The 24502-nt window shown below is 45.7% G+C and carries 17 protein-coding genes and 1 pseudogene; 13 read left to right on the forward strand and 5 right to left on the reverse strand.

Features of this window, described 5'->3' with window-relative positions; genetic code table 11:
- Nucleotides 1-74 precede the first annotated feature (74 nt).
- A complete protein-coding gene (gene prmB, locus ACTXGE_RS02735; RefSeq protein WP_443541702.1) occupies nt 75-1208 on the reverse strand; it encodes a 50S ribosomal protein L3 N(5)-glutamine methyltransferase in 1134 nt (377 codons plus the stop codon).
- A gap of 336 nt (nt 1209-1544) precedes the next feature.
- Here prmB and ACTXGE_RS02740 point away from each other — a divergent pair, with 336 nt between their 5' ends.
- A complete protein-coding gene (locus ACTXGE_RS02740; protein WP_435950735.1) occupies nt 1545-2951 on the forward strand; it encodes a L,D-transpeptidase family protein in 1407 nt (468 codons plus the stop codon).
- Between the two features lie 67 nt (nt 2952-3018).
- Here the strand turns inward: ACTXGE_RS02740 and ACTXGE_RS02745 are convergent, their stop codons facing one another.
- Nucleotides 3019-3240, reverse strand: coding sequence for a hypothetical protein (locus tag ACTXGE_RS02745; protein WP_317199760.1), 222 nt, complete (start codon nt 3238-3240; stop codon nt 3019-3021).
- Between the two features lie 286 nt (nt 3241-3526).
- On the opposite strand from ACTXGE_RS02745, the gene ACTXGE_RS02750 reads away from it, so the two are divergent.
- The 5 genes and pseudogenes from ACTXGE_RS02750 (at nt 3527) to ACTXGE_RS02770 (ending at nt 10771) form a co-directional block, all read left to right on the forward strand.
- Nucleotides 3527-5341, forward strand: coding sequence for a DUF389 domain-containing protein (locus ACTXGE_RS02750; protein WP_443541704.1), 1815 nt, complete (start codon nt 3527-3529; stop codon nt 5339-5341).
- Nucleotides 5342-5515: 174 nt separating this feature from the next.
- A complete protein-coding gene (alaS, locus tag ACTXGE_RS02755) occupies nt 5516-8188 on the forward strand; it encodes an alanine--tRNA ligase (protein ID WP_443541706.1) in 2673 nt (890 codons plus the stop codon).
- 268 nt (nt 8189-8456) lie between these two features.
- On the forward strand, nt 8457-9743 hold the full coding sequence (locus ACTXGE_RS02760; RefSeq protein WP_317199757.1) for an aspartate kinase: 1287 nt from the start codon (nt 8457-8459) through the stop codon (nt 9741-9743).
- A 357-nt stretch (nt 9744-10100) separates the two neighbouring features.
- A pseudogene (csrA, locus tag ACTXGE_RS02765) lies at nt 10101-10268 on the forward strand (carbon storage regulator CsrA); the annotation flags it as partial.
- Nucleotides 10269-10396: 128 nt separating this feature from the next.
- Entirely contained in the window at nt 10397-10771 is a 375-nt protein-coding gene (locus ACTXGE_RS02770) for a HopJ type III effector protein (protein WP_317199756.1), read from the forward strand.
- A 76-nt stretch (nt 10772-10847) separates the two neighbouring features.
- Here the strand turns inward: ACTXGE_RS02770 and ACTXGE_RS02775 are convergent, their stop codons facing one another.
- Entirely contained in the window at nt 10848-11159 is a 312-nt protein-coding gene (locus ACTXGE_RS02775) for a YeaC family protein (RefSeq protein ID WP_443541709.1), read from the reverse strand.
- Between the two features lie 115 nt (nt 11160-11274).
- Nucleotides 11275-12285 carry an NAD(+) kinase gene (locus ACTXGE_RS02780; protein WP_443541710.1) on the reverse strand — a complete coding sequence of 337 codons (1011 nt, stop codon included), beginning with the start codon at nt 12283-12285 and terminating at the stop codon, nt 11275-11277.
- A gap of 291 nt (nt 12286-12576) precedes the next feature.
- Between ACTXGE_RS02780 and ACTXGE_RS02785 the strand changes: the two genes are divergently transcribed.
- Nucleotides 12577-13299 carry a Bax inhibitor-1/YccA family protein gene (locus ACTXGE_RS02785; RefSeq protein WP_317199753.1) on the forward strand — a complete coding sequence of 241 codons (723 nt, stop codon included), beginning with the start codon at nt 12577-12579 and terminating at the stop codon, nt 13297-13299.
- Nucleotides 13300-13388: 89 nt separating this feature from the next.
- Here the strand turns inward: ACTXGE_RS02785 and ACTXGE_RS02790 are convergent, their stop codons facing one another.
- A complete protein-coding gene (locus ACTXGE_RS02790) occupies nt 13389-16160 on the reverse strand; it encodes a heavy metal translocating P-type ATPase (protein ID WP_443541712.1) in 2772 nt (923 codons plus the stop codon).
- A gap of 363 nt (nt 16161-16523) precedes the next feature.
- On the opposite strand from ACTXGE_RS02790, the gene mrcB reads away from it, so the two are divergent.
- From mrcB to purH, 6 genes are all read left to right on the forward strand, one after another.
- Nucleotides 16524-19010 carry a penicillin-binding protein 1B gene (gene mrcB / locus ACTXGE_RS02795; protein ID WP_317199751.1) on the forward strand — a complete coding sequence of 829 codons (2487 nt, stop codon included), beginning with the start codon at nt 16524-16526 and terminating at the stop codon, nt 19008-19010.
- Between the two features lie 86 nt (nt 19011-19096).
- Nucleotides 19097-19870 carry a tetratricopeptide repeat protein gene (locus ACTXGE_RS02800; RefSeq protein WP_443541714.1) on the forward strand — a complete coding sequence of 258 codons (774 nt, stop codon included), beginning with the start codon at nt 19097-19099 and terminating at the stop codon, nt 19868-19870.
- 55 nt (nt 19871-19925) lie between these two features.
- Nucleotides 19926-20852 (forward strand): 50S ribosomal protein L11 methyltransferase, encoded by a 927-nt coding sequence (gene prmA / locus ACTXGE_RS02805; RefSeq protein WP_435950728.1) that lies wholly within the window; start codon nt 19926-19928, stop codon nt 20850-20852.
- 148 nt (nt 20853-21000) lie between these two features.
- The gene (locus tag ACTXGE_RS02810) at nt 21001-22212 is read left to right on the forward strand and encodes a DUF3426 domain-containing protein (RefSeq protein WP_443541716.1); all 1212 of its coding nucleotides are present in this window, start codon (nt 21001-21003) and stop codon (nt 22210-22212) included.
- A gap of 159 nt (nt 22213-22371) precedes the next feature.
- Nucleotides 22372-22584 (forward strand): helix-turn-helix domain-containing protein, encoded by a 213-nt coding sequence (locus ACTXGE_RS02815; RefSeq protein WP_317199854.1) that lies wholly within the window; start codon nt 22372-22374, stop codon nt 22582-22584.
- Between the two features lie 196 nt (nt 22585-22780).
- A complete protein-coding gene (purH, locus tag ACTXGE_RS02820; protein ID WP_443541718.1) occupies nt 22781-24355 on the forward strand; it encodes a bifunctional phosphoribosylaminoimidazolecarboxamide formyltransferase/IMP cyclohydrolase in 1575 nt (524 codons plus the stop codon).
- The last annotated feature ends 147 nt before the right edge of the window (nt 24356-24502 follow it).

Below are 24502 nucleotides of genomic sequence, written 5' to 3' on the forward strand. Positions count from 1 at the left end.
ATCCTTAATCATTGGTGCTTGCTATCAGCACTTACATCATCAAATTATTCTCTTTAAAAATCAAAACATAGCCTCTACTGAGCGCCATCTAGCCTTTGTACATAGTTAGCAAATAGCGCACGGTTGGCGATAAGCTCATCATAAGTGATAGCAAACACGCCGTGTCCGCCAAGCGCAAACTTGAGCCAATCAAACTGGATATCAGGATAAGCTTGGTTCAATGCCCATTCGCTATCGCCCACTTCACAGATGAGCAGGCCTTCAGGGCTTAAATAATCTGCCGCTTGATACAAGATATGATGCACAAGATCTAAGCCATCTTGCCCAGCCGCCAAAGCGTGTTCAGGCTCATATAAGAACTCTGGCGGTAGATCTGCCATGATAGCAGCGTCCACATAGGGCGGATTGGTGACGATCAGCTCGTATTGGTTTTCAGCAGGTATCTTTGCAAACAGATCCGACTCTATCACATTGACCTGATGGCCTAAGTCATGATGATCGACATTAACCATAGCGACCTCAAGCGCGCCTTTGTCAATATCGACGGCATCGACCAAAGCGTCGACGAAACGAGTCGCCATAGCGATAGCGATACAGCCTGAACCCGTACACATATCTAATATACGCTCAGGCTGCGACAACTGCTTCATGTCAAGGCCATGATCATAAAAACTCGCCGCTTTATCTGAGCCTGCTTGACCCAAAGGCACAGCGCGCTCATTCACATCAAAGTAAGGATAGAACTGCTGACGGATCAGCTCAGCAATCGGTGAGCGTGGAATCAAAACGCGCTCATCGATATAAAAGGGCAAATTACAAAAGTAAGCCAAATTAATCAAGTAGCTAAGCGGTTTACGCTCGCTAATACGCTGCTCAAGTAAGCTCAGCACTGCTTGCTTCTCTGATGCAGTCAAACGGCAATCGAGAATCTGCTCATTAGCAGACCAATCTAATGATAAACAATGCAGAACGATAGCCGCCGCTTCAGCGAACTCATCGGTAGTACCTTGTGCGACCACAACGTCATAATTACGCAGTTGTGTCACCGAAAAACGAATAAAGTCGCGAATACTAAATAGCTGCGCGCGGGCCTCTTCAAGCTCACTATGCAAATTAGCAAATTGATTATGCTCTGAGTCTTGCATCGCGTCTTCATCTAAATGTAGATTCTGAAAGTCCTCTGCGCTCATGATTTGATCTGCTGACATACTGCCCCTAATGATTAAAATTCGTTATCAAAAGTAATAATCGCTCAAGCCTTTGGCATAATTTTAGCTCAAGTCAAATACGCATTATAGACGCAAACGCCAGATTGCGCCAATTGCTGTTAGTATCGGCTTGTAGTCTTACTCCTAGCGCAAGCTTCGTATCAGCTTCCTTGCTAAAAAACCTGTAGCCTGACTCAATTATCTCTGTATTGTAGTGAATGCGTCATCAGTTGACACAAAGCGGATAAGAGGCACAAAAATGTGTGTCAAAAGTTTGCGAAGCGCCCTAAATATGCGCATAATAGCCCCATTAGTAACCATCACAAGTGAATAAACATGATGAAATTAAACCCTCTTATCGCCTCTGTAGCACTTGCTATGCTTAGCGCAAGCACTTTTGCTGCGCCCAATGATAATACGCGCACCCTGCCCGTAGGTACTGCAGAGCAATTGCCAGATATCGCTGTTCTAGCGAGCCTTGATGTCGAAGAAAACCGCAATCGCTCAATAGCTAAAAACAACAATGCGACCGATCGTATGAGTCAACTTATTGACTCCAAGCGTACTCAGGCGGCGACTCAACCTAGAAACGCTCAAGCTGCGAACAACAATGCGGCATCAAATAACATTGCTGCTGATAACATGAGCGCCCAGGAATTGACCCGTAAAGACGAGCAGTCTGATCGCACAGATGAGATTAGTGAAGGTCAAGCTATTGCCGCGCCCAGTCAAGGTAGTGAGCCTTTTGACGCGCCTGCGTTTGAGATACCGCGCACAGAGCAGTTGCAAGCGGCTAATACCGATACCACGATCAAGAGTATCGAAGATGTTGATGGCAAAATACATACTACGCTGAACCTCTCAAACTATGCCAAACAGGTCAATAACGCTACCTGGTCGCCTAGCATGAATGTCAACTCAGCAATGACCATCAAAATCCAAGCCTTGTTAGATTGGAACCACGCCTCACCTGGTCCTATCGATGGCGGCTGGGGTATGAACAGTAAAAAAGCTTTGACCAATTTTCAGGCGATGAAAGGCTTGCCAACGACGGGAAAAATGGATCAAAAAACTTGGGATGCGCTAGTCAAGAATATCCCAGCCAATAAGCCCGTACTGGTCACTTATACGCTGACCGAAGACGATATCAAAACCAACTTTGCGACAACCCCTTCAGGCTATCCAGCCAAATCAAAAATGAAAGGTCTGTACTATCAGGATATCAAAGAGATGTTAGGTGAGCGCTTTCATATGGACGTGCGCTACCTTGACAAGCTCAATAAAAACAAAGATTACCGCGCAGGCGAGACCATCACAGTCCTCAACACACGCGCGCCACTTAAACAGCGTATCAACCGCGTAGTCGCTAACAAAGCCGATCAAACCCTTTACGCCTATAATGGCGACAAGCTGGTCGCAACTTATCCCACTACGGTTGGTAGTAGTAGCACACCTTCACCACAAGGCACGTTTAAGATTATTAATAGAGTCAAAATGCCGTGGTACAAAGCAACAGTCGGCGAAGGCAGTGACAAGCAAGTTCATATGATACCACCAGGCCCGAACAATCCCGTCGGCGTAGTATGGATGGGACTGTCAAAACCCTCTTATGGTATCCATGGTTCACCTAAGCCTGAAGGCATTAGCCGTCAAGCCTCGGCAGGTTGTGTACGCTTGACCAACTGGGATGTATTAGAGGTCTACGCCAATATCGAAAACGGCGCCACGGTTGAACTTCAGTAATAAAAACGTTATAAAAATAAAAAGACCTTTAATCAAAGGTCTTTTTTTTGCGACAACACTTTACATACTATTCATTGATAGCGCCATAGCCTTCTTCATTGCCTGTAATGCTGCCAAGCTTTCTGCTGAAATACCAGCTGATAGGCAGACACAACATAAACCCGATCGCAATAACGATTTGTATATGAACAATCTGGTTAAATCCAGTCACTAAGGCTGCAATCATAAGTACGCCTATGACGACCGTTAATGCTATGGTAAAAACGACGGAGAATAATGGCCAGTTCATTATCTAATCCTTATATTAGTTGTGGGTATACCTACTTTATACCTCAAAACCACATTAATAGTAAGTATTTAATATAGACCTTTGAGCCAGTAATACTAAGTGACTTAAGCTGATAACCCTGTTAATATTAGGGAGTTATCTGCCAATCAATAAACGCGTGTTTTTTTATCCAAAAGCTGTTTTGATTTACAAATTCACTCTTTATCTATCTGCAAAAAACACTCCTCTTTTATTCATTTATCATTACAATAGTGGCTCTCTTTTTCTTCTAACGAAGCTTGCTACTATGACCTCATCCGATGATGCCGCGCCAGAAAATTCAGACACCCTTATTGAGAGTCCTGCCAAAACGGGCAAAGTGTCCTCAGAGCCTCTGATCGATCATATCGAAAACTTAGATCGCACCCGTGTAGATTTTAATCATGACGAATCTGATGAAACGGTCAGTCAAGCCGATAGCCAAGACTCTGAGAATGGCGATTTAGAGACAGATAATACTCAGACAATGCCTGCCGAAAATCCAGAATCTACCATAGTGTTAGAATCTGTCAGTCCTGATGTGGTGATTGCTACTTTAGAGACGCCTGAGTCTGAAGCTCAAGACACCCAAGTCATGTCTGAAACTGAAGATTTAGCAAATCAAAAAACAGATAGCGGCGCTGATCCTTCTCTTCTAATTACTGACGACAATGCAGAAATAATCATCAGTGCTGAGAGTGATAGCACGCCAAGCACGCAGCCTACGACCGCCGATGATACCGTTGTGATTAGTGATGCTGCTAATGGGCAAGACGTTGCCGTACAAGGTGACTTACCTGCCAGTACATCGAATCTCCAATCGTTAGAGCAAAACGAACAAGCTGTCACTGATAATAAACTTATAGAAAATAAGCTAGCTTCTAACTCAGACACGATAGAAAAAAAAGACGCTGCACAAATAGCAAATGAGATAGACGAGCAAGATAAAAGTCATGATGAAATACACGAAGAAGAGGAAAAGGTTAAAGAAGTCAAAGAAGCCAAGCTTGAGTCTTATAAACAATTTGTCGCTGAGCAATTTAGTAAGCAAAAAGTCGACTACCCCGAAGTTCGCGTCAAGATTGAGGCCAATGCCCTCCCAACCCGCATGTATTTTGTGATGAACATTCTCTCAGCCATTATCGCAAGTTATGGTTTGGTCACCAATTCAGCAGCCGTCGTCATCGGCGCTATGCTCGTTGCTATGATGTTAGGGCCTATTACGGGGGTAGCGCTTGCGGTCATTGACAATCGCATCCCTTTACTGCGTAAGTCCTTGTTTACCGTTGCAGCTGGCGTCTTTATTGTTATATTTGTCGGCTTTATCATCGGGCTGCTGCATAACAATCAACCTTTGACCGCAGAGATACTATCGCGTACTCAGCCCACATCAATGGACCTAATGATTGCGCTAGCTGGGGGCACCGCTGGCGCTTACGCTATGGTATCACCGCATTTATCAGTCGCTGTCGTCGGGGTCGCGGTAGCTACAGCATTGGTGCCGCCCTTAGCCGCTAGTGGTATCTTATTTGCCAATGGCGAGCTGACCTTGGGGTTTGGCGCGGCGCTCTTGGCACTGACCAACATTATTGCTATTCAATTTACCAACGCGATGGTGCTGTGGATACTAGGCTTTCGCCGTTTGGTTGATGGCGATTATCAGACCAGTACCTATCTGACATTTTTGCGCCGTAACGCGGTGGCGCTTTTATTGCTTGGTGTTTTGGGCACTTATCTGACGATTAATTTGCAGACCAATGCCAAACAGCAAGTATTTGAGAGTAATGTCAAAAAGACCATCAATGAGCACTTTATTGAAAAAGGTAACGTGCTGACTAATACTCAGTTTACTAAGAGTAACGGCAATCAAATCGTACGCGCTGTCGTACGCGGTGAGACGACTCCTAGCTCTTATGATGTCAATCAGATCGAGGCTATCATCACGCAAGATATGGCAGACAATTTTCCAGGTTATCTACCGATCAAACTGCAATTGCGTTATTTGCCTGTGCAAGTTATCGAGTCCAATCCACTTATCACAGATAAGCTTGATGAAACCGATGCAGCGATTTTGACCAATTAGCCTATCTTAGAGCTTTTCAAATAGTTTTAAGTCATCAAGGATCATTTAATCCATATGACCTAAACGCAAAATGAACGCAAGACAAGTATATACATCGATTACCAAGAGCTTTGGTGTATGTGCTAAAATCGCTTAACTTATTTTCTACCACTTTATCCTTATTAAGGAGCCGCTGTGAGCCAGCCCTCTCAAACAGCCGATATTCGTAAAGCCTTTATAGATTTCTTTGTCAGTAAGCAGCACGTTTCTGTCTCATCTTCAAGCCTCATACCGCACAATGACCCCACTTTATTGTTTACTAATGCAGGGATGAATCAGTTTAAAGAGACATTTTTGGGGATGGAGACTCGCGACTACACGCGCGCAGTGACCTCACAAAAATGCGTACGCGCAGGCGGCAAACACAATGATTTGGACAATGTCGGTTATACCGCCCGTCACCATACGTTCTTTGAGATGCTCGGTAATTTCTCTTTTGGTGATTACTTTAAACAAGCCGGTATCGCTTATATTTGGGAGTTTTTGACCTCAAGCGAGTGGCTTGCAATCGATAAAGACCGTCTGTATGTGACTATCTATGAGACCGACGACGAAGCCTTTGATATTTGGCATAAAGATATTGGCCTGCCTGCCGATCGCATCATACGTATTGGCGATAATAAAGGTGCGCCCTATGCCTCTGATAACTTTTGGACGATGGGTGACACCGGTCCCTGTGGCCCTTGTACCGAAGTGTTCTATGATCATGGCGCAGATATAGCAGGTGGTCTGCCCGGTACTCCTGAAGAAGATGGCGACCGTTATATCGAGATTTGGAACTGCGTCTTTATGCAGTTTAATCGCCAAAAGGACGGTACCATGTTGCCGTTACCTGCGCCAAGTGTCGATACGGGCATGGGACTTGAGCGTATCAGCGCTATTATGCAAGGCGTACACGGTAATTATGAGATAGACCTGTTTACTCATTTGATGGACGCGGCGGCTGATATTTTAGATATTCAAAACGATCAGCAGTCCTCACTTAAAGTCATCGCCGATCATATTCGCGCGGTTGCCTTTTTAATCGCTGATGGCGTCATGCCAAGCAATGAAGGCCGCGGTTATGTACTGCGCCGTATCATTCGCCGCGCTGTGCGCCATGGTAATAAGCTTGGCGCTGATAGTGAATTCTTTTATAAGATGGTTGCCCCTTTAGCCCGCGAAATGGGCGCAGCCTACCCTGAGCTCACTCAAAGACAAAGCGTGATTGAAGAGGCTATTCAAAAAGAAGAAGCACAATTTGCCAAAACTTTAGCGCAAGGGCTACGCTTACTTGCCAGCGAGCTCGAAGACTTACAAGATGGCGATGTGCTCTCAGGAGAAGCGGCCTTTAAATTGTATGATACTTATGGTTTCCCGCTAGATTTGACCGCCGATATCACTCGTGAGCGTGGTATCGCTATCAACGAAGAAGAGTTCGATGAGCACATGCAAGCGCAGCGCGAACGCGCGCGTGATGCAGGTAAGTTTGATGTCGATTATAGTAGTGTCATTCAAGTGGACACACCAACTGAGTTTATTGGTTACGAGCAGCTCACTGATGACAACGTCTCTGTTTTGGCGCTATACCAAGACGGCGCGTTAGTAGACAGCCTATCTGAGGGTATGGAAGGGGTTGCCGTGCTCGATTGTACGCCGTTTTACGCCGAAGGTGGTGGTCAGGTTGGCGAGCTTGGTGAGATCTCAACGCAGTCTGGGGTCTTTGAAGTACAAAACACCAAAAAGTCAGGTCAGGCCATTATCCATTATGGCGTCGTGACAATGGGCACTATTAACGTGCAGCAATCCGCCGAGGCGCAAGTCCTCTCTAGCATTCGCGCCGCTAGCGCCAAAAACCATTCTGCCACTCACCTGCTCCATGCCGCATTGCGTGAAGTTTTAGGCGATACTGTTAGTCAAAAAGGCTCGCTGGTATCAAGCGAGGTACTGCGTTTTGACTTTACCTATGATAAGCCTGTGAGCGCGGCTGAGATCACTCGTATCGAGCGCTTAGTCAATGAGCAAATTCAGGCAAATACGCCCGCTTTAATTGAGAATATGTCTATTGATGATGCGATGGATAAAGGCGCGGTTGCCTTGTTTGGTGAAAAGTATGGTGATACGGTACGCGTACTGACCATGGGTACAGAGACTATCAATGATGGCACACGCCAGCCGTTCTCTATCGAGCTGTGCGGCGGCTTGCATGTGCAGCGTACAGGGGATATCGGTCTACTTAAGATCATTAGCGAGTCTGGTATCGCTGCAGGTATCCGCCGCGTTGAGGCACTCACAGGTATGAATGCTATCAAGTATGTGCAGCAAAACGATCAGCAATTAGGCGAGCTTGCAAGCCAGCTCAAAGCCAAACGCCCTGAGGTAATCGCGCGCGTCAAAACTATGGCAAGCCGTCAACGCGAGCTTGAAAAGCAGCTTGAACGCTTAGAGCAAAAAATGGCTAGCGCACAAGCGGCAAGTTTATTGGATGCAGTGCAAACCATTAATGACACCCAAGTGTTGGTGAGCACCTTAAGCGGTATCGATGGCAAATCTATTCGCACCCTTATGGACGATGTCAAATCCAAACTACCTGATAGCATCATTGTCCTTGTTGGTGATAAAGACGGACAGTTGGCGCTAGCAGCAAGTGTCGCAAAATCTATGACCTCGCGTATCAAGGCGGGCGATATCATTCGTCACCTAGCTGGCGAGCTTGGTGGTAAAGGCGGCGGTAAACCTGATTACGCGCAAGGCGGCGCACCTAAGTCTAGTAACAGTGCAGCGGTGATCAAAGCGCTACCGACTTGGATTGGCACGCAGCTTGACTGATCCTATAATTTGATTGACATCATAAATAGCGAATATCAACGCGATTGGTTATAACCCTTATAATTAATCGCCATATATCTAAACGCGCTCATGACTTAAAATTGAGCGACAAATGTGATATAAAGGTCAGCATTTGCACGTATGTCAGTTTTAGTACGGATATTTAGTATTCATAACTGCATACAAGCGTAAAAAAGCAAACATCAAAATCATATTGGCTTTGAATAAACACTCATTAAAGCCCTTAATTAATACTAGGTAGATCCTTATGGCGTTAATAGTACAAAAATACGGCGGTACGTCGATGGGCAGTATCGACCGCATCAAAAACGTCGCCAAACGGGTGAAGCGCTGGCATGACAATGGTCATCAAGTCGTCGTAGTCGTCTCTGCTATGAGCGGAGAGACCAACCGCTTGATCGATTTGGCGCGCCAGATTAGCGCTCAGCCTGACCCGCGTGAATACGATCAAATGGTCTCAACTGGTGAGCAAGTGTCTATCTCTCTACTTGCGATGGCGATCAAAGATTTGGGCATTGGCGCGCGCTCATTTACAGGCCGCCAAGTCGCTATCAAAACCGATAACTCGCACAATAAAGCGCGCATTGAGTCTATTGATGACGCCAATATTCGTGAGCAGTTAGAGGCTGGCAACGTAGTTATCGTAGCAGGATTTCAGGGTATTGATAACGATGGTAATGCCACAACCTTGGGCCGCGGCGGCTCTGATACGACAGGCGTCGCGATCGCAGCAGCACTAGGCGCTGATGAGTGTCAGATCTATACTGATGTCGATGGCGTTTATACCACCGACCCACGCGTTACCTCAAAAGCCAAAAAACTTGAAAAGATTACCTTTGAAGAAATGCTAGAGATGGCAAGTTTGGGTTCTAAGATTTTGCAGATTCGCTCGGTTGAATTTGCAGGCAAATATGGTGTGCCTTTGCGCGTACTATCAAGCTTTGATGAAAATACTGACGGCAGCTTTGATGAAGACTTTCAAAACAACGTCGGCACCCTAATTACGATAGACGAAGGAGACAATATGGAACAGGCAATCATCTCAGGTATCGCCTTTAATCGGGACGAGGCAAAAATTGTAGTACGCGCTGTCCCAGACCATCCTGGTATTGCTTCAGCCATCTTGAGCCCTATCGGTAACGCTAATATCGAAATCGATATGATCGTACAGAACTTATCGACCAATGGCACCACTGATTTTACCTTTACTGTCAATCGTAGCGACATGGACAAAACCATGAAAGTGCTCAACGATGAAGTCAAAGACGAGATCGGTGCCAAAGAGATCATAGGTGATAGTGAAGTCGTCAAGGTCTCATTGGTTGGCGTCGGTATGCGCTCGCATGCAGGAGTTGCCAGCCTTATGTTCCAAACACTTGCTGAGAATAACATCAATATTCAGATGATATCGACCAGTGAGATCAAAGTCTCTGTGCTCATTCAAGAGCAGCATCTAGAAAAAGCGGTCAAATCGCTACATACAGCCTTTGGTTTAGACCGCACTGAGGGTGAGAGCAAGGTTGCTGGACAGTAGCTTTTATTGACTTTGCATGCTCTACAAGCGAAGGAAGAGAGTAGCTGATTAGTTTATATTGCATAGGGTCTTTATCGACCCTATTTTTATGGTTAACCCGTATTTTAGTTATATTACCTAGCAGTTTTGTTAAAAGCCGTGACACTACTTATCATGCCACATATAATAGAGAACTGAATTGGGCTAAAGATCTATTTTACGGCTGCTGTAGATAACAACTTTTATAGACTATTGTTTTTATATACTATTGTTTTGAGCGAGGTTCGTTCTTTCAATAGTCACTTTTTACAGTGGCACCTTGTTAAAACATATCTCAATGGGCAATAACTTGTTCATGTGACATAAGGAGTATGACGCATGTTAATTTTGACACGCCGCGTGGGCGAAACGCTAATGATCGGTGACGAAGTTAGTGTGACTGTGTTAGGCGTCAAGGGCAATCAAGTACGTATCGGTGTGAATGCACCCAAAGACATCGCTGTACATCGCGAAGAGATTTACCAGCGTATCCAGCATGAGCGCTCGGTACAGTCGCAGATGCAGCATCTAGAACAGGGCAACTTTGCGCCTTCGTTTGACGATGAAGACTATTTTAATCGCTAGTTGCTAGTGCTATCTATAAAAATTTTAAACCGTTTTGAGGTCATCACCTTATGAGTATTCGCCAATCAGATGTATCCGCGCTACTTAATGGCTTGAGTAAAAAGGCTATTGGATTTAATGACGTTATTAGTTTCATTGATGATTTTTATCGCTACGCGCCTGCGCCTTTTGTTAATGGTCAAGTACACAATGCTGCTGGAGAAAACGAAGGTAGCGCTAAAGTCTTTGGCTTTGCCAAGCATCATAAGTTAAGCCAGCTTGATACCCTAAAGCTCTTCGGCGAGCATTATGAAAAGGTGCAAGCGACACCAAATGGTACTGATCACGCCAATATTCGTAATTTTTTGCATTGGGGCTGGCAAGGGTTTTTGATGGAAAAAAACCCATTAACCGTACGTCCAAGTGTTGATACAACGGCGCTGTAGTTTTTATCAGTTTTGACAGTAACCCATTAAAAAGCCACGCTATTATAAATAGCGTGGCTTTTTTTATTCTAAAATCCTACTTATCTCGAAACTTTACTGGTTGAATCGCACCTTTAGGATTGGGCATATTAGGATAATGATGCTCATGCTCAACGTCACATTCAGCGCCGACGACATCACCATTATCTTTGATGGGCTTATGAATATAACCTGTGCGCTCAGCAGGCGGTAGGTGCTCGTGCTCCCAAATCATTACCGCTTGCATACAGGTCTGACGCTGCTCGTCACTGAGCGCGCGACCATCAGGCCATTTGCCAAGCTCAATGGCAACCTTAAATCTCTCGACCACCTCAGGTGTTAAGGTTGCTAATATCGTTTGTTTATCCATCTTGCCTACTCCGTATCTGTACTCTTAATCAAGGGTTATGCTTGTAGTTTGCTGATTAGCGCTTTTGCTTAGATTTCAGCGCTTCGCTTAGATTTTAGCGCTTTGCTTAGCTCATTTAGTCCGTAAATTCGTCATCATCGTCGTCGTCACGATCCAAACTGAACTCTTCGGCGTGCACGTTCCAATGTAGTTTGGTACGGCAAGCTTCATAAAAATCAAAACCTGGCGGATGCAGTAGCGTTAGTTTGTCAGGATGCTTGCGAATATATAAGCGCTGATCTTGATCGAGCGGCAAACTGGCCTTGCCATCAGCGCTGACCATAGGCTGGGTGCGATTGTCTTCGTGTATACGAATACACACTTCACTATTCCCACTCACCACAATCGGTCTACTCGATAAGGTATGCGGATGCATGGGTACCAAACATATCGCATCCATACTCGGATGAATGATAGGCCCACCACCAGACAACGCATACGCCGTAGATCCTGTCGGGGTGGCGACAATTAAGCCATCGCTATGCTGGCGATAGACATCATGACCGTCGATCTTGAGCTGAAAGTCTATCATATGTACCGACTTACCTGCATGCAAGACGATATCATTGAGCGCCATATCCTGATGAATAATATCGCGCCCTTCGCGAATCTCCATCGTCAATAAAAACCTATGATCAAGCTGATAGTCGCCCATCAACACTTGACGCAGTTTAAAGGCAGCTTCATTAGGTTTGACATCCGCTAAAAACCCAAGCCGGCCACGATTGACGCCCAGAACAGGGACGCGATAACGCGCGAGTGCCTCTGCGGCATGCAAAATAGAGCCATCGCCGCCGACCACTATGACCAAGTCACAAATCTCACCGATAAGGCCGCGTTTGACAATTTTGACTTTTTCAATATCGGCAAGATTAAGCGTCGGCAGATTTGCAGTTTGTACATCCATAATCAGCGTAAGATTCATCTCATTAATAGTCTGCGCAATCTGCACCAGGCTCTGAGTCACGCTACGCTTGCCGGCGCGTCCCATAAGTCCAATACGCCTAAACGCTGGGTTTTTGATAGCATGAAACAGCTCTGACTCATGTAGGTGTGGCAATCTCTCTGACTGCGCTGAGTTTTCCATAAAACGACTCGGCATTTTAAAAAGGTATGTGTTAAAAGGGGTCTTGCAATAATAGCGACAATTGAGCGCTTAAACTAGCATGTTTTAGCCACTATCGTTGTTAACTGTAGTAATTGGCCCCATATATTAACTAAGTTTCAGTAAACAAAAGATGTTAACACTAACAGGTAAGTGTGACTGCTAACAGTCGCCCAAAGCCTTGTTGTCACTCACGTAAACACAGTTGACAATAATAGCGGTTTTGCTAAAGTAGCTGACATCTTATTTTATATTTTTATTAAGGATATATATATGGCCAACCCTATTGTCAGTCGCGCAGAGCTTGCGATCGGCGGCGCGCCTATGACCGTCAAAGGTGTCATTCAAAAAACCAGCTTACTGCTCGGTTTGTCTGCCATTACAGGCGTAGGCTTTTTCTTTTATGCCCTTATGGCAGGTTTGTCACAAGGCTTTATCACAATGGCTGCCTTTGGTAGTATGTTTGCAGCTTTCGGCTTAGCTATTTTTATTACCTTTAAACCGCAAAAGGCCAAAACCTTTGCAGTGCCCTATGCGCTATTAGAAGGTATCTTTTTGGGCGGTATTTCGCTGTTCTTTATGCGAATGTACCCAAGCGTACCCGTTACCGCAATGTGTGCAACCTTCGTTACGGCAGCGGTTATGTTAGGTCTATACCGCTCAGGTCTTATTAAGGTTACGCAGAAGTTTCGCTCTATTGTGACCTCGGCGCTTATTGCTATTATGCTCGTTTATGTCGCGCAGTGGATATTGTCTTTAGCCTTTGGCTCAAGCCTACCCTTCTTGTTTGAAGGCGGCGCTATCGCTATTGGTTTTAGCTTGTTCGTTATCGTTATTGCCTCTTTTACCCTATTGCTCGATTTTGATAACGTTGATCGCGGCGTTGCTATGGGTATCTCTGAGGATTATGAGTGGTTATTTAGTATTGGTATTTTGGCGACCTTAGTCTGGATGTATATCGAATTTATGCGTCTGCTTAGCTATCTACAAGACTAATCTCAAATCATTAAGGGTATAAATAAAAAACCGCCTTCATTTATTGAGGCGGTTTTTTCGTGCTATTAATCAAGCTAAGTCGTTATAACTCATGCCCGCTTTAACCGTAGCGCATTTAACACCACAAGCAGGGAGCTTAGCGACATACCGATAGCGGCAAGCCAAGGCGGCACATAGCCAAAGATAGCAGGTAGAAGCACAATACCGTTATAACCAAGTGCCCAGCGAAAGTTTTGTCTGATAATACGCTCAGCTTTGTCCGCGATACGCTTAGCAGCAGCAATCGCCTCAATCTGACCGTCCAATATAATACTATCGCTTGAGACCTGCGCAAGATCTGCTGCCCCTGCAATCGAGGTCGAGACATCAGCGGCGGCAAGTACAGGCGCGTCATTGATACCGTCTCCAATCATTAGCACCACAGCCCCATCTGCCTGCAAGCGCTGAATATGATCAACCTTGTCAGTTGGCGATAGACCGTTAAAAGCCGCTCGCATACCTAAATCATTGGCTACCTTTAGTGCTTGCGGGCTTGGGTCACCCGTTAGCATTACAGACTCGATACCCAGCGCCTTGAGACTATCGAGCATAGGCTTTGCAGTATCGCGTACTTTGTCATTGAAATAAAAACAGGCCAACGGCTGCCAACTCTGGCTTTGCTGCGCGGATAAGACCACCGCTGAGCTGGCCCTATTGGCAATGAGATCAGGCTCAAAGCTATTAATGTTGTCATTATCCAGAGCAAAATCGATGTGCCCGATACGGTATTTCATCCCCTCTATTATCGCCTCCACGCCGCCCGCTGGATAATGCGTTAGGCTTTGAGTATTAGGCAGATGCAATTGATGAGCCGCTGTTAATAGCGCATGGGCGATAGGATGACGGCTGCCTACTTCTAACGCGGCAGCAGTGGCTAGTAGCTTATCTTCTTGTGCATTTTGCTCTGTATTGACACTAGTGCTGATATTTAATAGTTCAATGTTGAGTAAATTAGGTTTGCCATAAGTGAGCGTTCCTGTTTTATCAAAAGCGACGTGAGTAATCTCCGCCAAGGTTTGTAGGGTATGCCCGCGCGTGGTCAAAAAGCCATAGCTGGCAAGGCGGTTAGTCGCTACGGTCAGCGCGATTGGGGTTGCCAGAGACAACGCACAAGGACAGGTAGCGACGAGTACTGCGACCGTCGCCCATATCGCTTGACTTGGGTCAACAATATACCAGCCGATAAAGACAAAGACCGACAAGATCAAAATGCGTGCAACAAACCAACGCGCAAGCTTATCAGCCTGCTGCGCAAGTTTAGGCTTCTCACTCATAGCTCGGTTCATCAGCCTATCGATCAGCCCAATCTGACTGTCTTTTGGTAGGGCGGTCACAAGCATGGCAAAAGGCTGACTATCGTTTTGCGCGCCGCCAACGACATACTCACCCGCGTTCTTGGTGATAAGATCGCCTTCACCCGTTAGCAGGCTTTGTGACACCGTCGCCGTTTGACTAAGCAAAATACCATCGCTAATGATTTCAGCGCCAGCATCTATCATGATAATATCGCCAACTTGCAAACTATGGACAGTTACCATTTCGCAATCATTTATTAGATCTTCTGACTCTGTTGAGCTGTTTTGCGCTTGTTGCCATTTTTGTGCGATATTTTGGGTCACTTTATAGACGCTGGCATCCATACTTTGCATAAAACTTGGCGAGCTTAAACTGTTATTTACGATATCAGATTTTTCTGCATTTGCCTCTATCTTGTCACTTTGACTTATCTTTAGGTCATTTGATTCTGATTTTATTTGCTCCAAAATAATCTGCACGGAGTGTTTATCTTCAGCAATCTTTTTGACCAGTATCGGCTCAACCACCACTAAATCATTAGCCATAGTCGCCGCTTTTAGGCGCGCGTTATGCTCGATGTAACGCCCTGCCAATAAGAAAAAGATAAACATACTGACCGAGTCATAATAGGTCTCCCCTTGCCCTGTGACAGTGGCATATAAACTGGCAAAAAAAGTAACGATAAGGGCGACGCTAACGGGCACATCCATATTAACTTGACGCGCGCGTATCGCCGACCATGCCGAGGTAAAAAAAGGCACGCCAGCATAGAAAAATACAGGAATACTGACAAAAAGGGACACCCAGCGCAAAAAGTCACGCTGAAATACGAGCATATCGCTGTATTCGCCAAAATATAACGCTACTGCGTACATCATTGCTTGCATAGCGCCAAGTGCTGCGATACCCAATCTAAGCAGCATCTTGTTATTATGGCGGGCGAGCATCGCCTCGTGGGTGTCTTGCCGATAGGGTTTGGCTTCATAGCCTATGGCATTGATAGTAGCGAGGATGCGGCTGATGGGTAATTTGCTCTCATCCCATACCACGCGCATGCGCTGATTGGTGAGGTTGACCTGACAGCGGCTCACACCGTCAAGCTCAAACAAGCGCGACTCAATAAGCCAAGTACAAGCGGCGCAGCGTAAATTGTTGACTGATAATTCAGCGACCGATAATCCGTCCTGCGCATACACGAACTGCGACTTAATCTCCTCATGATCATAGGCTTCAAGGCGCGTCATTTGTGTGGGCAAGCTGGCAGTACGATTGATCTCTGAGCGATCTAGATAATATTGCTCAAGTCCAGCTTCGACAATGCTTTGGCTAGCGAGCTGACAGCCCATGCAGCACATCTCGCGAGGCTCGCCTAATACCTTACTAAAAAATGGCGGACGCGGCAGGCGATCGCCGCAATGAAAGCAATGACCCTTTATGGGCAACACAAGTCCTTGAGTGATCGAATCATCATAAGGATCAGTGGCGCGCGGCAGCGTAGACACGGACGAAGAAAAATCACTAGACATAGCTTCGCTTACTTCCTTTAAATAAAGAATGACCGATACCCTACCCTTTAGGCAAACGTTTATCAGTCATCAAAGTATTGATTAAGCCTGCACTAATTCACAAAAAAATCATCATAACTGGTATGACAAGTTGCTATCTTAATTTGATATAACGCTTAAGGTTATATAACATCCAGTTTTATACAACATCTAATCTTATATGGCACTTAGTCGCCGCTTTAAAAGCCAGTATAGTCATCAATTTTGTCCTCATGACTATGCGTTTATTATTAACATATCCTAGCGGTAGTGATGATAGATTGAAAAACATGTCAATTTACGTCATTATGAGGCAGTTTTTTATCTCAAAATGGTGCGCCATCAGTGCAAAAATCTAAAGTTAATCTATCACAGCCAGCCAAAACTCATTTAAACGCTTTGCCAAATACGCAGCGCGGCTTGGTATTTAGTAGTCTTTTGCTTATTGTTATTATCGCAGGCATGGTGCTACTGGCCCTATATCTTGTCAAGCTTGATCGCACCATTACCAGCAAGTTTGAGGGTAAGCGCTGGGATATACCTGCCAAAGTATACTCGCAGCCCCTTGAATTGTACCAAGGCGCAAGCGTTGATAGAGAGACGATGACAACTTGGCTTAAGCTGCTTAACTATACTAGTAACCAAGCTTATGATCGCACAGGTACTTATCATAGGTCAGGTAATACCTATTTTATCCATACGCGTGGATTTACTTATAGTGCAAATGATGTAGATGCCGAGCAAGTCATCAAAATGACGTTATCAGGCGGTAAGATCGAATCGGTACAAAGTACCATTCCTGCCAAGACGGGCATCATTCGCCTAGAGCCTGTCAATATCGGTGGTATCTACCCTGATAGTAACGAAGATCGCTTGGTAGTCTCGCTCGATCAAGTGCCGCAGCCGTTGATTGATGCCTTAATCGCTACCGAAGATCGCAGTTTTTATGAGCATAAAGGCGTCTCGGTACGCGGTATCGCCCGTGCTGTACTCAATAACTTCTCTGGCGGCTCCATGCAAGGCGGCTCGACCATTACCCAGCAGCTCATCAAAAACTTTTATCTCAATTCAGATCGCACCATGAAGCGTAAAGCTAATGAGGCGCTTATGGCGGTACTGCTTGAGCTACATTATAGCAAAGATGAGATACTCCAGACCTATCTTAACGAGATCTACCTAGGCCAAAATGGTAATCGCTCTATTAATGGTTTCGGTCTGGCCTCGCAGTTTTATTTTAATCAGCCGCTCAATGAGCTACGCGTTGATCAGCAAGCTATGCTAGTAGGTATGGCAAAGGGGCCAAGCGTCTATAACCCGCGCCGCCACCCCAATGACTCCAAAGCACGCCGTGACACCGTGCTTGCCAATATGCTTACCATGGGTTCGATCAGTCAAGAGGATTATGACGCTGCGCTTAAGCGACCTTTGGGCGTTGTAGATAAGCCTGTGGAAGGCAAAAGCCAATTCCCTGACTTTTTGGATATCGTCAAACGTGAGCTCAATGACGTCTACTACCCTGATGACCTCAAAAACGAAGGTCTTATTATCATCAGCACCCTTGACCCTATCACTCAATTGGCAGCAGACAAAGCCGTTGATAAAAAGCTTGGAGAACTGCGCCGTAGTAGCAGTAAAGCCAAGGACTTAGAAGGCGCTCTAGTTAGTGCTAACCCTGAGACAGGCGAGCTGGTGGCGGTCGTCGGTAGCGGCAGCGAATTTACAGGCTTTAACCGCGCGGTAGATGCCAAGCGTCAAGTTGGCTCACTTCTTAAACCTATTATCTATATGACCGCGCTTGAGAGTGGGCGCTATAATCTAGCCAGCTCAGTTGATGACTCGCCTGTTACTGTAAATTTGGGAGATGGTAGCGATTGGAACCCCAAAAACTACGATGGTCGTGATCATGGCTATGTACCTTTGACCACAGCGCTGGCTCAGTCTTATAACCAAAGTGCGGTACGTTTGGGTATGGAGTTTGGTGTTAGCACCTTTGCCAAACAACTGCAGCGCATGGGCATTAAAGAAAAAATCCCCACTTATCCCTCAGCTCTGTTAGGCTCAGTCAATCTTAGTCCGATGGATATGCTTGGCGTCTATCAAGTCTTTGCAACTGGTGGCTTTCGCACCCCTATTCATAGTATTCGCACCGTCATCGATGATCGCGGACGCATTTTGCAACGTACTGGACTCAACACCCAGCGTAGCATACCGCCTGAGGCCAATTATCTGACCAACTACGCTTTGCAAGAAGTAGTCAAAAGCGGTACCGCTAGGCGCGCGCAATCTTTAGGCCGCGACCTTAATTTGGCGGGTAAGACAGGTACTACCAATGATTATCGCGATGCCTGGTTTGCAGGATATAGCGGTAACTATGTCAGCGTCGTTTGGGTAGGACGCGATGACAATAAGCCTATTGGGCTTAGCGGCGGAACTGGCGCGTTACCTGTATGGGTTGATTATATGAATCGGCTTAAACTTACGCCAGTATCGATGCCAGAGCCTGAGGGTATTGAGTGGCTATGGCTTGAGAACAACTCAGGCAAACTCTCAAACGAGCGCTGTGCTAATGCGCGCTATCTGCCTGTAATGTCCGCCTACTTGCCTGAGGAGGCTAGCAGCTGCGCCCTTGAGCTTTATCAGCAAGAACGCGCGCGTGAGCAGACTCAATTCCAAGATGAGCAAAGCTCAATAGCTGATCAGCGTCGCCGTGAAGGCTTAGACATCCCTGACGGTCAAGCCATAGATCCAGACGCAAACGATTCAAACGCAAACGATGGTGACGGCGAAGTACGTGATGACACTTGGTACGATCGCGCCCTTGAATGGTTTTAACTATTATATGAACAGGTAGCCACATTTAATTGAATCGCTGGCACCTTACATAATGATTAAACACGCTTTGGTATAAGAGGCTTAATATGTTGTTATTCGCTCAACAGTCTACTACTAGCAAGCATCAACGCACATTATCGTCCTCTGTGCTGATGCTTGGTCTCTTGACAGGGACACTTACTCTAAGTGCTTGTCAGACTGCGCCCTCGACGACGGCAACCGAACGCACAACTACTGTTGTAATGTCGCCTGCTAGCAACGATAGCACGACTGACGATAGTTACCCTATAGAGCCTTATAACCCGCCTGCACCAGACTCTCAGCCTCAGCCTCAGCCTCAGCAAAATATACCGTCAAGTCCGAGCAATGATGCTTACACCATTCCTCCCTATCAACCAATACCGGAGCCTTATCGTGAAGAGATCATTATTACGCCGCCGCGCACCAGTGAGGTCACGCCGCCGATAGTGCCTTCGCACGGTGATTTGTTAGAGCGCGCACGAGCAAACTCGCAGCAGCAAAGCCGCGCTACCAGTAGTAGTAATAGCGACCTGCCCGCTTTTCGCAATTTGATGCAAAATGGTACCAATCAGCTCAGAGCCAACGATCTAACCGCAGCTGAAAACAGCTTCACTCGTGCGCAGCGCTTAGCGCCTAGATCATCTGCGGTGTACTTTTATCTAGCGCAAGTGGCCCTCAAAAAGAATCAACCGCGAAAAGCTGAAGCAATGGCACGCCGCGGTTTGAGTGTCTCGCAAGATGACACGCGGCGCCGTGCCCTGTGGCAGATCATCTTGCGTTCAGGTCAACTACAAAACAACGCACGCGTTATCAATGAGGCGCAAAGAGCACTTCGATAACTAACGCTATGTTCAAGACTTATATTTTATTTTATCACTTATCAAGGTTATCGTTATGGCATGGCAACAACTGCATTTACAGTGCGAAAAAGCAAATGTCGATTTGGCAGAATCCCTTTTACTAGAGGCAGGCGCATTATCTATCGCTTTAGATGACGCCGGTGATCAGCCTTTGTTTGAACCTCTCCCTGGCGAGTCGCCACTGTGGGATGAGGTCATATTAACCGGGCTATTTGATGCTACGACTCCCATTGGTGATCGTCAAGTACTTGAACAATTGAGCCATGAGATCGCCGCACAAGTACATGCCAGCCGAATCTGGTTGAGTCGTGTCGATGATAAGGATTGGGAACGCGAGTGGATGGTCAACTATCACCCTATTGAATGCGCGAACAACCTATGGATCGTCCCCAACTGGCTTAAGCCGCCAAATCCTGACGCAATTAATATTATTATGGATCCAGGACTGGCCTTTGGTACAGGTTATCATGCTACCACGCGCTTGTGCCTTGACTGGCTCACAGAGCAAAACCTAACAGACAACATTGTGATCGATTATGGCTGCGGGTCAGGTATCTTAGGTATTGCCGCTTTGCTGTTAGGTGCGCGCCAAGTGTATGCAGTTGATATAGATCCGCAAGCGGTACTTGCAACCAACCAAAATGCCGAACGCAACCAAGTTGGCGAGCGTCTGCAAGCTTTTTTACCAGAGGACTTTAGAGACTACTGCACGCAGCATGACGTCTTGCCCGTTGACGTTATTGTCGCCAATATTTTGGCAAAGCCCCTCATTAGCCTAGCACCTTATTTTGCAACCTTAATCACTAAACAGGGCCGCATAGTCCTAGCAGGACTTATTGAATCACAAACTGAGCAGGTGAGCGACGCTTACCAGCCCTATTTCAAACTTGATCCAAAGCATGCTTTTAGCGCTCAAGAAGATCAACACTGGCAGCGACTCTCAGGCACGTTTACAGACTAGTAACATCTGATTACATCTGTTACGATAGGTGCATTATTTGAGATTGGCACTGCCAAGTGCTTAGCTATTTCATTCTAAAAATACTTTAGCTAACTTTGAACCCTTGGCAATGCGATATTGATAATTGTACCTTTTTGGATTTGAGCATATGACTACGCCTATAAATACTCAATGCCCTTATTGCGGTGCTCATTTTCATTTGCATCAAAATCAGTTAAATAAAGAAGATGCGAAAATTGTTTGTAATCAATGTTCTCGTAGTTTTAGAGTTAGCGATAATCTGTCTGTAGCTACTTTTGACAGTCATTCACTATCAGATTCTATACCTTTAAACAGTCAGACCATCGATAGTTTAATACAAGATGAGGCTCAAGGAGCACACGCTACAACCTCAGAGTATGATTCTCTAGATTATATGCTAGAGAATATGGAGCCATGGTCTAAACCGGTGAGTAGCAGCGACGCGTCCTCACTGCTTGAGACATCATCTGAGCCAGAGTTATTTGATGATAGTGTCGCAGATTCAGACAATAATACAGCTCATACTTTGTTGAATGATGAAGGGACGCTTACTGACTTTGATACTGATACTCAAGTGGCCTTAAAGAAAAGCACTGTCAACTCTAGTGCTACCAATAATACGGGCTTAGAGAACGACCATACTTTTGATAATCGTTCTCTTGATAAGAGCGACGGCGCAGATAATGCTTGGTTAGAGCAGCTATTAGCAGAAGAGAGTGAAGACGACAATCAGCATCAAAACGATACTGATCTCTCGCAGCTTCTTATCGATATGGGCGTGCCTTTTGGAGAAGAGGGCGACGCGAATGATGGTTTTGAGTTAGCGAATAAACCGCTAGAGCGTCATCAAACCATGCAAACAAGCTCTCGAACGTCAATGGCTATCTTGCTGTGGACAGCTGGCAGCTTAGCTTTAGTGCTTCTTTTATTAGCGCAATATGTTATTTTTAATGTGGATACTTTAGTAAAGGATCCTATTTATGCACAGCGTTTACAAAAGATTTGCGCGGTTGCGGCTTGTAGTCTACCCAATGCTGATCTAAGCCAATTGGCGATAACAGATATTACTCATCGTTCAAGCCAGCTCAACGATTCAGGTACCTATAGTGATATACGAGCGACTTTAAACAATCAAAGCAGTCAAAGTCAGCTATTACCAAGTCTTAGGGTAAGTCTTTACGGCTCAGACAAGCTCATCGGCGCCTTTATTGCCGCGCCTGACGATTATTTGCTAAGCCCACAAAATCAGCTAGCAGTACAAGGCCAAAAGCAATTGTGGTTCACTGTACCTATAGACAATCAGCAAATCAGCACAGTAACCATTGAGCCTATTTATTAGCCCTGATATTAATCATAAATTATCATGGCTTGTGGGTAGCTATCCTCATATTAACGTAAAGGACATCACTTTATGGCACCTCAAATACCAGATCATGCCAACCGTTTTGCCCACACCTCAGATTATCTGCAAGCACAAGAGACGCATGAGCCTTTATGTATGCATGTCGAGCGCGTTGTACGTCAATACTTTGTAACGCTTGGCGATGATATACCCACAGACCTCTATGAGCTTATCTTAAAAGAAGTTGAGCGCCCTCTGTTAAGCGTTGTATTAGAACAAACCCGCGGTAATCAATCAAAGTGCGCACAAATACTAGGCCTTAATCGCGGCACCCTACGTAAAAAGCTCAAAACTCATAATTTGATGTAAGCGCTTTAAAATAAGCATTTAGTCGACGCTTTTAGGTAGCAACACGTTAACTATCGTTACGTCAACGCTTTAATACTAATGTTTTGATTATTCTAGATATAGCTTATAATTAAGGTCTATCCGATCCCTCTTCGTCATTTTGATATGATTATTTTGCCAGACGCTACTGTCAGGCTTTTTTTATGGAACTGTTTTTATGAGTACAACACCGCTTGCCCTATTGTCCGTCTCTGATAAATCCAATATCGTCGAATTCGCTCAAGGTTTGCTACAAGCAGGGTTTGGTCTGCTCTCGACTGGTGGTACTTATCGTTTGCTAAAAGAGCACAACGTTGCTGTCACTGAGGTCTCTGACTATACTAAGTTTCCTGAGATGATGGATGGCCGCGTCAAAACCTTGCATCCCAAGATTCACGGCGGTATTTTGGGTCGCCGCGGTACTGATGACGACGTTATGAGCGAGTATGATATCGCTCGTATTGATCTAGTAGTGGTTAACCTCTACCCCTTCGCTGAGACGATTGCCCGTGACAATGTTTCGATGACGGACGCTATCGAAAACATCGATATTGGCGGTCCTACTATGGTACGAGCGGCGGCCAAGAACCATGCTCACGTAGGTATAATTACTGATCCAGCGGACTATCAGCGCGTTCTTGGAGCGCTTGGTAATAGACCTCAGCTCAGCTCAGCACTACGTTATGATTTAGCGGTAAAAGCGTTTGAGCATACCGCGCAGTACGATGGCATGATTGCTAACTTTTTGGGTAGCCGAGTCAATGAGCACCAAGAGCCTGAAACCTTTGCTCGTACACTAAACGTGCAGCTTGAAAAAGCGCAAGATTTGCGCTACGGCGAGAATCCACATCAAAAAGCAGCTTTTTATGTTGAGGCGTCTTCATCCAATGGTGCTTCTATCGCTACTGCCAAGCAATTACAAGGCAAAGCGTTATCATATAATAATATCGCCGATACTGACGCAGCGCTCGAGTGCGTTAGAGCCTTTAATGCACCAGCTTGCGTTATCGTCAAGCATGCCAATCCATGCGGCGTAGCGGTTAATGCTGATCAAGTCGCTGCTTATCAGACGGCCTTTAGTACCGATCCTGAATCTTCTTTTGGTGGTATCATCGCCTTTAATCGTGAACTGAGCGTAGCGGCTGCAAAAGTCATTATCGACAATCAGTTTGTCGAAGTCATTATCGCTCCTAATATTGAAGATGGCGTACTACAAGTAACAGCGAACAAGAAAAACGTCCGCGTCATGGTCTGCGGCGCGCTACAAGCGTCAGATAGCTCTAGTACGCAGCTTGACTACAAGCGCGTGAACGGTGGCCTGTTGGTACAAGAGCAAGACTCAGGGATTATTAGTGCAGGTGAACTACAACTGGTGACTGATGTACAACCTACTGAGGCGCAAATCGCTGATTTACTATTTACTTGGAATGTCGCTAAATACGTCAAATCAAATGCTATCGTCTACGGCAAAAATTTGCGTACTATCGGCATAGGTGCAGGTCAGATGAGCCGCGTCAACTCTGCTCGCATTGCCGCTATAAAAGCAGAACACGCAGGATTGGCTACAAAAGGCGCTGTCATGGCCTCTGATGCGTTCTTCCCGTTCCGTGACGGTATCGATAATGCGGCAGAAGTAGGCATCTCTGCTATCATTCAGCCTGGTGGCTCTATGCGTGATAACGAGACTATTGCCGCAGCTAATGAGCATGGTATCGCTATGGTCTTTACAGGTATGCGTCATTTCCGTCATTGATGCGCTTGTCGATTATTAATGCATTTACCTACATCAAAACCTTGAAGATAAAAAAAGCCACTATACTTATTGAACTGACCCCCATAAGTTGGACACCACTTATGGGGGTTATTTTATGCGTTACGATCTAGACTTTAAGATCAAAGT

The sequence above is a fragment of the Psychrobacter sp. T6-4 genome, from assembly GCF_052258425.1.
Lineage (GTDB): Bacteria > Pseudomonadota > Gammaproteobacteria > Pseudomonadales > Moraxellaceae > Psychrobacter.

Excerpts from the sequence above, each read along its gene's own strand:
- ACTXGE_RS02815 (WP_317199854.1), top strand. The coding sequence starts at position 22,372 with ATGCATGTCGAGCGCGTTGTACGTCAATACTTTGTAACGCTTGGCGAT.
- ACTXGE_RS02740 (WP_435950735.1), top strand. The coding sequence starts at position 1,545 with ATGATGAAATTAAACCCTCTTATCGCCTCTGTAGCACTTGCTATGCTT.
- ACTXGE_RS02745 (WP_317199760.1), bottom strand. The coding sequence starts at position 3,240 with ATGAACTGGCCATTATTCTCCGTCGTTTTTACCATAGCATTAACGGTC.
- ACTXGE_RS02790 (WP_443541712.1), bottom strand. The coding sequence starts at position 16,160 with ATGTCTAGTGATTTTTCTTCGTCCGTGTCTACGCTGCCGCGCGCCACT.
- prmA (WP_435950728.1), top strand. The coding sequence starts at position 19,926 with ATGGCATGGCAACAACTGCATTTACAGTGCGAAAAAGCAAATGTCGAT.
- ACTXGE_RS02785 (WP_317199753.1), top strand. The coding sequence starts at position 12,577 with ATGGCCAACCCTATTGTCAGTCGCGCAGAGCTTGCGATCGGCGGCGCG.
- ACTXGE_RS02800 (WP_443541714.1), top strand. The coding sequence starts at position 19,097 with ATGTTGTTATTCGCTCAACAGTCTACTACTAGCAAGCATCAACGCACA.
- purH (WP_443541718.1), top strand. The coding sequence starts at position 22,781 with ATGAGTACAACACCGCTTGCCCTATTGTCCGTCTCTGATAAATCCAAT.
- ACTXGE_RS02750 (WP_443541704.1), top strand. The coding sequence starts at position 3,527 with ATGACCTCATCCGATGATGCCGCGCCAGAAAATTCAGACACCCTTATT.
- ACTXGE_RS02760 (WP_317199757.1), top strand. The coding sequence starts at position 8,457 with ATGGCGTTAATAGTACAAAAATACGGCGGTACGTCGATGGGCAGTATC.
- prmB (WP_443541702.1), bottom strand. The coding sequence starts at position 1,208 with ATGTCAGCAGATCAAATCATGAGCGCAGAGGACTTTCAGAATCTACAT.
- ACTXGE_RS02770 (WP_317199756.1), top strand. The coding sequence starts at position 10,397 with ATGAGTATTCGCCAATCAGATGTATCCGCGCTACTTAATGGCTTGAGT.
- ACTXGE_RS02810 (WP_443541716.1), top strand. The coding sequence starts at position 21,001 with ATGACTACGCCTATAAATACTCAATGCCCTTATTGCGGTGCTCATTTT.
- ACTXGE_RS02775 (WP_443541709.1), bottom strand. The coding sequence starts at position 11,159 with ATGGATAAACAAACGATATTAGCAACCTTAACACCTGAGGTGGTCGAG.
- ACTXGE_RS02780 (WP_443541710.1), bottom strand. The coding sequence starts at position 12,285 with ATGGAAAACTCAGCGCAGTCAGAGAGATTGCCACACCTACATGAGTCA.